Below are 12,121 nucleotides of genomic sequence, written 5' to 3'. Positions count from 1 at the left end.
ATGAGTATAGAATTACTGATCAACGTCACTCCGAGTGAAAGTCGTGTTGCTTTGATAGAAAATGGCGTATTACAAGAGATCCAACTAGAGCGAATTGGTAACTTAGGGATTGTTGGTAATATTTACTTAGGTAAAATTAGTCGCGTATTGCCGGGTATGCAAGCCGCATTTGTTGATATTGGTTTAGACAAGGCTGCATTTCTACATGCATCAGATATCGTTAATAGTGCTTCAATTGTAGAAGGCGTTGACGATCAACCAATAAAAAAAGTGCAAGACATCCGTGAGCTAGTTCGTCAAGGACAGTACATTATGGTGCAAGTGGTAAAAGATCCACTGGGTACTAAAGGTGCGCGTTTAACCACAGATATTACAATTCCTTCGCGTTATTTAGTTTTTATGCCGGATGCAACTCACGTGGGTGTGAGTCAGCGCATAGAAACAGAAGAGGAACGCGCGCGATTAAAAAATATTGTTGCTGATTATTCCGATGAAAACGGCAGCTTTATTGTTCGCACAGCAGCAGAGGGTGCAAACGAAGCTGAACTGCGCCACGACGCACAGTTTTTAAAAAAATTGTGGGAAAAAATAGTCGCAAAACGCAAAAAAACCAGCAAAGAAAGCATCCTTCATGAAGACTTAACTCTCGCATTTAGAACCTTACGTGATTATGTAGGTGAGGACATGGAGCGCATTAGAGTTGATTCAAAGTTAACATATGAAGAACTAAAAGCCTTCACTGCTGAATTTGTACCGATACTCTCAGAGGTGCTTGAATACTACCCAGGTGAGCGTCCGATTTTTGATTTATTTGATGTTGAAAACGAAATTCAAAAAGCACTACATCGTAAAGTGGAACTTAAATCAGGTGGGTATTTAATTATCGACCAAACTGAAGCAATGACCACGGTTGATGTAAATACAGGTGCCTTTGTTGGTCACAGGAATTTAGAAGAAACCATTTTTAATACTAATGTTGAAGCTACTTCGGCAATAGCTCGTCAGCTTAGGTTACGAAATTTAGGTGGCATAATCATCATCGATTTTATTGATATGATTAGTGAAGATCACAAACGCCGCGTATTACATTCACTGGAGTCGGCACTGGGTAAAGATCGTGCTAAATCAAACATTAATGGCTTATCTGCGCTTGGTTTAGTTGAAATGACAAGAAAACGAACGCGAGAAAGCTTAGAGCATATTTTATGTGATGTGTGTCCCGCGTGTTCAGGACGAGGTTCGCAAAAAACAGTAGAAACCGTTTGCTATGAAATACTGCGTGAAATTGTACGTGTGAACAGAGCATATGCAGCAGACAAATTTATGGTTTATGCAGCACCAGCTGTGAGTGAGGCCTTGATTAATGATGAATATCATAACCTTGCAGAGCTTGAATTATTTATTGGCAAGCAAGTAAGCATTCAAACCGAAAGCCTCTACAGTCAAGAGCAGTTTGATGTGGTTATGATGTAATGAAAGCAAAGACGGCCTGTTTTTTTTGTATCCGTAAGTTATGGCAAGCCTGTGCTATAACATTGGTGCTGCTGGCCGTTATTGTGTCCGTATTAAAATATACACTCCCGTACGCTAATGATTATAAAGGTGACTTAGAAAATTACCTTTATGAAAAGTTTGCCGTTAATCTGTCAATTGGCGCTATCTCAGCGAGTTGGCATGGCAAAGGACCCTCTATTGTATTGGAAGAAATTTCCTTTGAAGATAATCAAACATCACCTATAGCATTGACGATTGCCAAAGCAAGCTTTGAGTTAAATGTATGGGAAACCATCAAAACGCAGCAATTAAAATCCAGCTACTTTGTAATTAACGGCTTTCATGCCAATGTTAATATACCGAGCATGTTGGATTCAAAAAGTACGGATGTATCTTTTGAGCAAAAAGAACTAATTGAAGGTTTATTCCTAGGTGAAACCGGGCATTTTGCTGTAGAGAATAGCAGTCTTAATTTTATGCTGGGAGATGGTAAAGACCGCCGTTTAATTCTTGAAAATATTGTTTGGCAGAACGAACCTGAACAGCATCTAGGAAGTGGTACTTTGGCTTTGCCGGGGATTTCGGTTGGCACGTTTGATGCGCGTTTAGCGCTCGTTGGCACTACTTTAGAAAGCATGGCTGGTGATGTTTATATACAAGCTGGCAATGTTGATGTTTCTAAGTGGCTTGCGCAATATATTAATGCTAGTAAAGAGCAGCTCAATTCAGATATTAATTTAGAGTCTTGGGTGAGTATTGAAAAAGGCTTAATTAAAGATGTCACCGTTAAATGGCTACCCAGCTATATTAATTGGCAGCAAGATACAAAAAATCACCAATTTAGCTTAAGTGAAGGGGGGTTTCACCTTTATCCATTTCAGCAAGGTTGGCGTTTAAAAAGTACGGGTTTAGGCATTAAAAATGATCAGCAATATTGGCCTGATTTTCAATTTGAAGCGCAACTAGATAAAAAACAAAAGCAGTTTTGGATACAGCAACTTGATTTTGACTTGGTTTCAAAACTGGCTCAATTAAGTAACTTTGCAGTCCTTGATCAACTTATCAACCTTCAACCAAGTGGGCAGGTTGATTACGCTTACTTTCAATATTCGTCTCCTGAGCAATGGCAATTATGGTTTGAGGCGCAGCGGCTAGGCTGGCTTGCTAAGCAAGGTATTCCAGGCGCGCAAGATTTACGTATTGATGGATTGTTAAATCAAGACTATGGGCGCATTAACTTATTTGGCGAGCATAACCAATTACTCACCGGCGATACGTTTAGTCATCCAATAAAATATAATCAGCTCAATATGCAAATTGATTTGGCTAGCAGTGAGCAAGGCTGGCAGATAAGCAGTGATAATATTTGGCTTGATAATGATGAGGCAACAATTGCCGCTGAAATGAAGCTTAGCTTAGGGGGGCAACCTAGGCTTGATTTATACGCCGAAGCATTCGTTCCTAACGCGAGTATTGTAAGTCATTACTTCCCACTCCCAGTTATGACCAATAGTTTAGTTGATTATTTAACTGGTGCGATTAAAGGGGGCGAAATACCACAAGCGCAAGTGTTGTTTTCAGGGCCATTAACAGGTTTCCCGTTTGCTGATAATTCAGGGCAGTTTGAAGTGTTAGCCCAAGTTGAACAAGCACATTATCAATTTGCGCCTAATTGGCCTGCAGTGACAAAAGGTAGCGCAAAGCTGCATTTTGAAAATGAACGTATGGATATTTACTCTCAACAAGGTGAACTTGTTAATTTGGCCGTGGGTGATGCAGTGCATGTGAGTATTGCAGATCTAATGGATGCAGACATTCTTAATGTTAAAATTAACAAGCAAGCAGATGTAAAAAAACTATTACCTTTTTTTAAAGCCACCCCCATTGCAGATCCTCTGGCAAATGTATTTGAAGTGATCCAAGGCCAAGGTGAAGCGAGTGCGGATATAGAGTTGTTGGTTGATTTAAATGACCTGAATGTAAATGCCAAAGGGGTTGTTAACTTAAGCAAACTCCCCGTTTATTTAGCGCAACCAGGCGTACAATTAGAGCAAGTAACAGGCAAACTGTATTTTAATGATGACCATATAAGCTTAAAAAATGCCGAAGCAACGTGGTTAGGTATGCCGCTTAAGGTTAACTTTGATGGTAAAAGTATCAAAGATAGCTACCGTGGTGATGTGGACATTAAAGCACAATTAAACGCACACACCTTGATTAAGCACGGGCAAGGTCTTTTAAAAGATTATTTAAGTGGCGAAAGTGAAGTTGCTATAAATATAGGGCTTAATTTTTTAGCTGATGGTTTTAATTATCATGCCAACGTGAGCTCTCAACTTAAAGGGCTCAAAAGTGAATTACCAGCGCCTTATACCAAAAATGCAGAGCAAGTTTGGCCACTTAGCGCCGTTATTCAAGGCGATAATATTTCAAACTTGATCACTGCTAATATCAATAAAAACGTGTACTTTAATGGGATTTTAGCCAACGACACTGGCCAACTCAGCAATGCTCATTTAATTTTAGGGGCACAAGATTTAGGTTTGAACCGTGAAAACTTAACGGTAGCGATCAATTTAGATCAAACCGATCTGCTGCCATGGCTTGGTTTAATTAAACAAATAGTGAGCATTAACCAAACAGCATCTGATGCTCAAGGAGTACTTCCTCCCCTCAGCGAAGTGGTTGGCAAGGTGCAGCAATTAACGATCGCGGATATTGCATTTAATGATTTCGAAATGCGTTTAGCGCCTGTTGATAACGACTTAAGTTTAAAGCTGAACGCCAAAGAATTACGCTCGCAGGTGTTTATTCCTTTAGGGCAATTAAGTCGTCCTATCCATATTGCTACTGATTATTTAAGAGTTAACTTTACGCCTTCAAATGACAACTCCAATATACCAACAATTCCTGAAAACTATACATGGTTGAACGATTTACCCGCAATAGAATTTGAGTGCGCAGACTGTAAAGTGGCAAGCTACCAACTAGATAAAGTGAGCGCATCGTTTTATGGTGATGGGCAAAAACTAACGGTATCAGAATTAGTTGTTGATAAAAGTAAGCATATTTTACGCGCAAAAGGCGAATGGAAAAATGGCCTCACACAGTTTAATGGCAATATGCAAAGTACTGACATAGGTGAGTTATTTGATGAATTTGATATAACCACCACAGTTAAAGACTCAACCGCAGATATTAAATTTGATTTAGCGTGGCAAGATGCGCCTTATCAATTTGATATACCCAGTTTATCAGGGAATTTAGATTGGCAATTAGGCGAAGGCCATTTAGCTGAAGTCAGTGATGGTGGAGCGCGGGTGTTTTCATTACTGAGCCTAGATTCATTGGTGCGTAAGCTTAAGCTCGACTTTAGAGATGTTTTTTCAAAGGGATTTTTTTATAACAGCATGCAAGGCACTATGCAGTTGGACAAAGGCATTGCTTATACACAAGACACTAAAATGGATGGTGTACCCGCAGATTTAACCATTAAGGGCCACACTAACCTTAATACCATGGAAATTGATTACGACCTAGCGGTTGCCCCGCAAGTAACCTCAAGTATTCCCGTGATAGTTGCGTGGATGGTAAACCCTGTTACCGGTTTAGCTGCGTTGGCGATTGACAAAGTACTTCATTCTGCACGGGTTATCTCGGAAATAAATTTTAAAGTTAGCGGCAGTATGAGCGATCCTGTTGTACAGGAAGTTGATCGTAAAAGTCGCGAAGTAACTATTCCGCAAGCTGCACAAAATCAGCCACAAGCAGCGCAAAAGTCTCATGAGTTAACACTCAAAGACGCCGCAGTGACAGCCACTCAATGAGAGTTTTATTATGCAACCAATGATAGTTGCTATGCAGATGTGCTCAGGCGTGTGTGCAGATGAGAATATCAATCAACTTAAACAACTACTTTTAAAGCTCCCTAAAACACGGCCATTACTGGTGTGTTTACCTGAGAGCTTTTTAGTGTTTGGCAAAAGTGGCCAAGATGCATTAGCCGTAGCAAAGCAAAGTGATTATTATCAACAGCAATTAAGTGCTTTGTGTCGTTTACATGATATTTGGTTAGCAGCAGGCACATTACCGATCAGTGCTAACAATGATCGCTATTTTGCAGCATCGCTACTATTTAATAGCAGTGGCGAGGTGTTAGCGCAGTACAACAAAATTCATTTATTTGATGTTGATGTGGCGGATGGCACGGGTTCATACCGAGAATCAAACTTCACACAAGCAGGTGAAAACGTGGTCGTGGTTGATTCTCCATTTGGTAAAATCGGCCTCACAGTATGTTATGATCTTAGATTCAGTGGTTTATTTAGTGCATTGCAACATCAAGGGGCTGAAGTTATTTTAGTGCCTAGTGCATTTACTACGGTCACTGGCGAAGCGCATTGGCAACCTTTATTAAAGGCCAGAGCGATTGAAACACAAAGTTATGTAATTGCCGCTGCACAAGCGGGGCAACATGAAAACGGCCGCGCAACATACGGCCACAGCATTATTATTTCTCCTTGGGGCGACGTCCTCAGTGAGCTTGCAAATGGCATAGGGTTTATTGGCTGCCAGCCAGATTTGAACCAATTACATGCCATTCGTCGAGATATGCCCGTGCAATCTCACCAACGATTTAGAGAGCATTTATTATGAATACGGTTGAACAGCATTTATTACACGACAGCCAGCTAAATCGAGAAGAACTCGAAAAAACGCTTGGTTTTATTCATCAGCATAATGTTGATTACGCTGATCTTTATTTTCAATCTAGTCACCATGAATCATGGGTACTGGAAGATGGCTTAGTTAAAGAAGGCTCTTACAACGTTGAGCGCGGTGTCGGTGTGCGCGCTGTAAGTGGTGAAAAAACAGGCTTTTCGTACTCAGATGCAATCAATCTTGAGGCGCTTAACAAAGCCGCTACAGCTGCGCGTAGTATCGCCGAGGCGGGTGAGAGTAAAGCAATTCAAGTCTTTAGTGATGTAAAAGCCAAGCAGCAGTTTGCACCATTACAGCCAATTCAAAGTATGAGCGATAATGACAAAGTAAGCTTGTTACGTGAGCTTGAGAATTATATTCGCGAACTAGCCCCAGATGCAGAGCAAGTTATTAGCTCAATGTCAGCCGTCTATGAAGAGATATTAATTGCCGCAAGCGATGGTACATTTGCTACTGATATTCGCCCATTGATCCGCTTAAACTGCTCAGTACTACTTGAAAAAGAGGGTCGACGTGAACGCGGTGGCGCAGGTGGCGGCGCACGTTTAGATTATGGTTATTTTAAAGAGTTAGTTGATGGCAAACCACGTTGGATGGAATACGCAGAAGAAGCTGTTCGCCAAGCAAAAGTAAACCTAGAAGCCATTGATGCACCCGCTGGTAGTATGGAAGTGGTACTTGGTGCAGGCTGGCCTGGCGTATTACTACACGAAGCTGTTGGCCATGGTTTAGAAGGTGATTTTAACCGTAAAGGTGCATCAGCATTTAGCGGTAAAGTAGGTGAGAAAGTCGCATCTGAGTTATGTACAGTGGTAGATGATGGCACCATAGCCGATCGCCGTGGTTCACTTAACGTAGATGATGAAGGCACACCAGCGGCTTACAATGTGCTGATTGAAAACGGTATTTTAAAAGGGTATATGCAAGACAAGTTAAATGCACGTTTGATGGGAGTAAACCCAACAGGTAATGCGCGTCGTGAATCATACGCCCATTTACCTATGCCACGTATGACCAACACCTACATGTTAGGCGGCGAGCACAGCCAAGCAGATATAATCAGTACTGTTAAAAAGGGTATCTTTGCACCAAACTTTGGTGGCGGCCAAGTAGATATTACTTCAGGTAAGTTTGTATTTAGTGCCTCAGAAGCGTACTTGATCGAAAATGGCAAAATCACACAACCAATTAAAGGCGCAACTTTAATTGGTAACGGCCCAGAGGTAATGCAACAAATCTCGATGGTAGGTAACGATTTAGCGCTAGATAAAGGCGTAGGCGTATGTGGTAAAGACGGTCAAAGTGTTCCTGTTGGCGTGGGTCAGCCAAGCCTTAAAATTGATAACCTAACGGTTGGTGGTACAGCTTAACTTTTGTAAGTATCGTATAGCCTCAAAATTAAAACCTTGAGAGCGCAGGCTCTCAAGGTTTTTTATATTAACTGTTGCTGTAAAAAGTCCATAAAGGCCACAGCTTGCTTCGGCTGAAATTTACGAGACGGATAGACAAACTGTAAACCAATCTGTTCTTTATCTTTATTACTAAACCCCAGAATATGCTCATCTAATATAGTTACTAAGCCTCCGTTAGCTAAATCAACACTAATATCGACCAATGATTTAAGTGCAATGCCGGCTCCATCAATAGCCCATTGCCTGATAACTGAACCATCACAGCTACTCATGGCGACAGGAACACGTATTATTGTGTTTTTAAAATGCCAGTCATTCATCGGCTGGCCAAATCGTTCCATCACTAGGCATCGATGATCAGCTAAATCACTCGGTGATAAAGGTTGCCCATGTTGTTCTATGTAATCAGCTGAGGCGCATAGCACCCGTTTATTGGGTTTGATCTTACGGCTGATTAAATTACTGTCTGGTAAGTTACCAAAGCGGATAGCGACATCAATACCTTCTTCAACTAAGTTGATTAAGCCATCCGTTAAATGAAGATGTGGTTTTACTTGCGGATTAAGGGCAACAAATTTTGATAGTGCAGGGGCAACAAACTGCTTACCAAAATCAGAAGGGGCAGTGATTTTTAGGCTGCCTGAGAGCTCGTTGTCACTGATTGTGATGCTCTGCTCTGTGGCATCAACTTCAGCAATCACTCTTAAACAGCCCTGATAAAATCGCTCACCTGCATCAGTTAACTTAATGCTACGGGTATTACGGATCAATAAACGTGTTTGATAGTGGTTTTCGAGCTGATTAATTCGTGCCGTCATGCTCGCTGGCGATAAACCTATTTTTCGTCCTGCTGCCGCAAGTCCTGCGGATCTCACTACATGAACAAAAAGCTGCATATCATCAATTTTAGTCATTAACCCTCACCTTTATATTCAGCTTTTATGAATAGTCTTTTTAATATTAACTCAATTATCAAATTATTATAAACAATTAAACTGATTGTATTAAAAACGACAAGAGAAAACGAATGCGATTAGATCATGTATTAATTTCAAGTGCTGACTATCAAGCTATGCGTCACTTTTTTATCAGCTCAATTGGATTGACGCAAGGGTACCGCCCGCCTTTTTCGTTTGAAGGTAGTTGGCTATATGGCACCGATAATATTGCGTTGGTCCACTTAGTCAATGCTGCTGGAAATAAAGCACAGCAGCGTTATTTATCAGCGGTTAATACCAAAATGCAAGGCCGAGGTGTTGTAGATCATATTGCAATTCGCAGCTTAGGTTATCAAGTATTTAAGAATCGTTTAGATCAAACAGGAGTCATTTATTTTGAGCGCTCAGTGCCTGAGCTGCTAGAGCATCAGGTTTTTATTGATGGGCCTGAAGGGCTAAAAATCGAAATGCTATTTAATAGTAATGAAATTTAGTTTTAACCCTAGGGCGTGTTGACCTTTGTGGATTGAAATTTGTTCAATCTAGGGGCGATTTAATCGCGACGCGAGGTTTGGAATCGAGTGGGCTCGATAACTGCTCCTGCGTTATTCTACTGGCTCACATCTATGTGAGAATAAGTAAAAATCGAGCAAAGCTTGTGCGCCCTGCTCACGCCCCTTACCTACATCCATGTAGGCAACAAAGAGTCAATCGCCCCTAGGAAGAACCCTTTGGGCAGCGCGTGTTTGGTATTTATACTGCGTTATCGCCTATTTATGGGGAACACACACCATAGGCGCTGCCTTGCCTAAATACCAAATAGACTGCTGTAAAATCAATCACAAAAGGTCAACACGCCCTAATGTAAATTATTAAATAAGAGAGAAAATTATGTCTATAAAATCTATGTCTATAAAATCGTTATTCGATGCTAAAACAATTGGCGATACAACCCTTAATAATCGAATTGTTATGGCGCCTATGACCCGCTCACGCACAGCGCAACCGGGCGATATTCCAACTGAGTTAATGGCAACTTACTATGCTCAACGCGCAAGTGCTGGGCTGATTATTTCAGAGGCAACGCAAATTAGCCCGCAAGGCAAAGGCTATTCGTTCACGCCTGGTATTTACTCGCAGGAGCAAATTGAAGGTTGGAAACTCGTAACTAAAGCTGTGCACAACGAAGGCGGAAAAATATTTTTACAGCTGTGGCATGTAGGGCGTATGTCACATCCTTCATTTCATAGTGATGGCTTACCTGTTGCGCCATCAGCACTGGCTCCAGATGCACAAGTTTGGGTTGTGGGTGATGATGGACAAGGGCGCATGCTTGATTGCCCAACCCCACGTGCGCTTAACACTTTAGAAATTAAAGCAATTGTGACCGACTATAAACAAGCGGCTATTAATGCAATAAAAGCAGGCTTTGATGGTGTTGAAGTACATGGTGGTAACGGTTACTTAATTGACCAATTTTTACGACGCTCATCGAACAAGCGCCTTGATGAATATGGTGGCAGTCAAGAAAACAGAATACGCTTTGCGTGTGAAATTATCGCTGCAATTAGTGGAGCTATTGGCGCGGACAAAGTCGGTATCAGGCTCGCACCCTTTATAACCCAGCGCGGGATGGATGACAGTGAAGCTATTGAAACAATTTTACTCGCGGCAAATAAATTTGATGACATAGGCATTGCATATATTCACCTAGCCGAAGCAGATTGGGACGATGCGCCAACAGTGACACTCGAATTTAGAGAGGCACTACGTCGCGGTTTTAGTGGTGCTATTATGGTTGCTGGTAATTACACCGAACAAGCAGGGGCTGAGCTTATTAATAAAGGCCTTGCTGACTTTATTGCATTTGGTCGACGTTTCATTGCGAACCCTGATTTACCGTATCGCATTGAACACCAACTGCCATTGAGCAATATTACTGACCATACCACACTTTTTGGTGGCACAGCGGTAGGTTATACCGACTACCTTCCTTATCAGCAATAAATCAGGCTTTTAAAAAATAAAGACAAGGAATACCTATGTTTAATATAACAAAAACAGCTGCCGCATTAATACTGACCGGTTTGTTTAGTAATGTAAGTTTTGCTGCTGAATTTAATTTATCAAGCCCTGATTTACAGCAAGGTCAGGCAATAGCGAAGGCACAATATTGGAACCACTTTGGCTGTCAAGGAAGCAATATTAGGCCGCAACTTGATTGGCAAAATGCGCCTAAAAAAACCAAAAGTTTTGCAGTGACAGTTTATGACAATGATGCACCGACAGGCAGCGGGTTTTGGCATTGGGTAGTGTACGATATTCCAGCAAATACGAGCTCAATTGCATCCAAGTCATTACCACTTGGTGCTGTTGAAGGCAATACTGATATGGGCAAAGCTGGCTACTTTGGCCCTTGTCCACCAGAAGGAAGAAAGCATAATTACACTTATAAAGTATATGCATTGGATGTTGAAAAGCTTGATGTACCAAAGGGGGCAACGAGTGCATTAATAGGGTTTTTCATACACCAGCATGCCCTAGGTACAGCGAGTATCACGGTGGCGGCAGGTCCGCGTTAATTAACTTAGGATATACAGATGAAAATATTATCTCTGTTTACGTGTTTAACCGTATTACTTGGCAGTTTACCAACTAGCGCTGAACAGCTATCTGAAAAATCAGAGTTTTGGCCAGATAATGCACAGCTAGTGATCTCTATTTCAATGCAATTTGAAGCCACCGCACAGGATGCGACTGATGCTGGACCATTTCCTCAAATAGAGGTGGGCTATCACGATACTATTTCCCCAACATGGTTTCAATATGGTATGAACGAGGGGATTCCACGGTTGCTCGACTTATGGGATAAGCATAATATCAAAGTAACGTCGCACATGGTGGGCAGGGCTGTTGAGTTAAATCCTATGTTAGCCAAAGAAGTTGTTACAAGAGGGCATGAAGCATCTGGTCATGGTCAAGCGTGGACCCCGCAATATTCAATGACAGCAGAGCAAGAGCGTGCTTCATATATAAAAAGCGCCAATATAATTGAGAAAATAACGGGCACTCGCCCTGTTGGTTTTAATGCTTTTTGGATGCGACACTCAAAAAACACATTATCCATATTACAAAATTTAGGCTTTATTTATCACATTGACGACTTATCTCGTGATGAACCATCGTATACGCCTGTAAATGGTAAGCCTTTTGTTGTGGTGCCTTATACCTTTAGAAATAACGATATTGTGCGTTACTCGGGCAGCACAGCGATGACAAGTAAAGCCTATTTACAAGAACTAAAAGATGAGTTTGATGTACTTTATAGCGAAGGTAAAACAAGACGGCGAATTATGTCGATAAGTGCGCATGACCGTGTTGCTGGGACGCCTGCGAGAGTTAAAGCACTTGATGACTTTATTCTGTACGCCAAACAGCATCAAGGTGTTAAGTTTATGCGTAAAGACAATATAGCAAAATGGATCATGCAACAAACACAGGTGCCGACTAATCCAGCCAGAAAATTTAACGACTGATGAAATAGCACTGAATGAT

Annotated in this window: 9 protein-coding genes; 8 read left to right on the top strand and 1 reads right to left on the bottom strand. The window is 41.4% G+C overall.

The features are described from left to right. From rng to tldD, 4 genes are read left to right on the top strand one after another with little or no spacing between them, the layout of a single operon-like run. Positions 1-1,473 (top strand): ribonuclease G, encoded by a 1,473-nt coding sequence (rng, locus tag A7967_RS13810; RefSeq protein ID WP_054204835.1) that lies wholly within the window; start codon positions 1-3, stop codon positions 1,471-1,473. Further along, on the top strand, positions 1,473-5,321 hold the full coding sequence (locus tag A7967_RS13805; RefSeq protein WP_064435808.1) for a YhdP family protein: 3,849 nt from the start codon (positions 1,473-1,475) through the stop codon (positions 5,319-5,321). Before rng ends, A7967_RS13805 begins: the two co-directional genes overlap by 1 nt. Positions 5,322-5,331: 10 nt before the next feature. Next, positions 5,332-6,150: a carbon-nitrogen hydrolase family protein gene (locus A7967_RS13800; protein ID WP_064435807.1), complete on the top strand. Its 819-nt coding sequence runs from the start codon at positions 5,332-5,334 to the stop codon at positions 6,148-6,150. Further along, positions 6,147-7,586, top strand: coding sequence for a metalloprotease TldD (tldD, locus tag A7967_RS13795; RefSeq protein ID WP_054204833.1), 1,440 nt, complete (start codon positions 6,147-6,149; stop codon positions 7,584-7,586). The genes A7967_RS13800 and tldD overlap by 4 nt, the downstream gene beginning before the upstream one ends. A 62-nt stretch (positions 7,587-7,648) precedes the next feature. On the opposite strand, the gene A7967_RS13790 is transcribed toward tldD, so the two are convergent. Continuing rightward, positions 7,649-8,542 carry a LysR family transcriptional regulator gene (locus A7967_RS13790; protein WP_054204832.1) on the bottom strand — a complete coding sequence of 298 codons (894 nt, stop codon included), beginning with the start codon at positions 8,540-8,542 and terminating at the stop codon, positions 7,649-7,651. Between the two features lie 113 nt (positions 8,543-8,655). Here A7967_RS13790 and A7967_RS13785 point away from each other — a divergent pair, with 113 nt between their 5' ends. The 4 genes from A7967_RS13785 to A7967_RS13770 all read left to right on the top strand — a co-directional run bounded on the left by A7967_RS13785 (position 8,656) and on the right by A7967_RS13770 (position 12,102). Beyond that, positions 8,656-9,060: a VOC family protein gene (locus A7967_RS13785; RefSeq protein ID WP_054204831.1), complete on the top strand. Its 405-nt coding sequence runs from the start codon at positions 8,656-8,658 to the stop codon at positions 9,058-9,060. A gap of 412 nt (positions 9,061-9,472) precedes the next feature. Next, positions 9,473-10,573 carry an alkene reductase gene (locus A7967_RS13780; protein ID WP_054204944.1) on the top strand — a complete coding sequence of 367 codons (1,101 nt, stop codon included), beginning with the start codon at positions 9,473-9,475 and terminating at the stop codon, positions 10,571-10,573. 35 nt (positions 10,574-10,608) lie between these two features. Further along, positions 10,609-11,148 (top strand): YbhB/YbcL family Raf kinase inhibitor-like protein, encoded by a 540-nt coding sequence (locus A7967_RS13775; RefSeq protein WP_054204830.1) that lies wholly within the window; start codon positions 10,609-10,611, stop codon positions 11,146-11,148. An 18-nt stretch (positions 11,149-11,166) separates the two neighbouring features. Next, entirely contained in the window at positions 11,167-12,102 is a 936-nt protein-coding gene (locus A7967_RS13770; RefSeq protein ID WP_197279068.1) for a polysaccharide deacetylase family protein, read from the top strand. The last annotated feature ends 19 nt before the right edge of the window (positions 12,103-12,121 follow it).

This window comes from Pseudoalteromonas neustonica (assembly GCF_001653135.1).
Lineage (GTDB): Bacteria > Pseudomonadota > Gammaproteobacteria > Enterobacterales > Alteromonadaceae > Pseudoalteromonas > Pseudoalteromonas neustonica.
This window is presented reverse-complemented; position numbering and strand designations above follow the sequence as displayed.

Coding starts and splice junctions, on each gene's coding strand:
- A7967_RS13780 (WP_054204944.1), top strand. CDS start 9,473: ATGTCTATAAAATCGTTATTCGATGCTAAAACAATTGGCGATACAACC.
- A7967_RS13805 (WP_064435808.1), top strand. CDS start 1,473: ATGAAAGCAAAGACGGCCTGTTTTTTTTGTATCCGTAAGTTATGGCAA.
- A7967_RS13790 (WP_054204832.1), bottom strand. CDS start 8,542: ATGACTAAAATTGATGATATGCAGCTTTTTGTTCATGTAGTGAGATCC.
- A7967_RS13775 (WP_054204830.1), top strand. CDS start 10,609: ATGTTTAATATAACAAAAACAGCTGCCGCATTAATACTGACCGGTTTG.
- A7967_RS13770 (WP_197279068.1), top strand. CDS start 11,167: ATGAAAATATTATCTCTGTTTACGTGTTTAACCGTATTACTTGGCAGT.
- A7967_RS13785 (WP_054204831.1), top strand. CDS start 8,656: ATGCGATTAGATCATGTATTAATTTCAAGTGCTGACTATCAAGCTATG.
- A7967_RS13800 (WP_064435807.1), top strand. CDS start 5,332: ATGCAACCAATGATAGTTGCTATGCAGATGTGCTCAGGCGTGTGTGCA.
- tldD (WP_054204833.1), top strand. CDS start 6,147: ATGAATACGGTTGAACAGCATTTATTACACGACAGCCAGCTAAATCGA.
- rng (WP_054204835.1), top strand. CDS start 1: ATGAGTATAGAATTACTGATCAACGTCACTCCGAGTGAAAGTCGTGTT.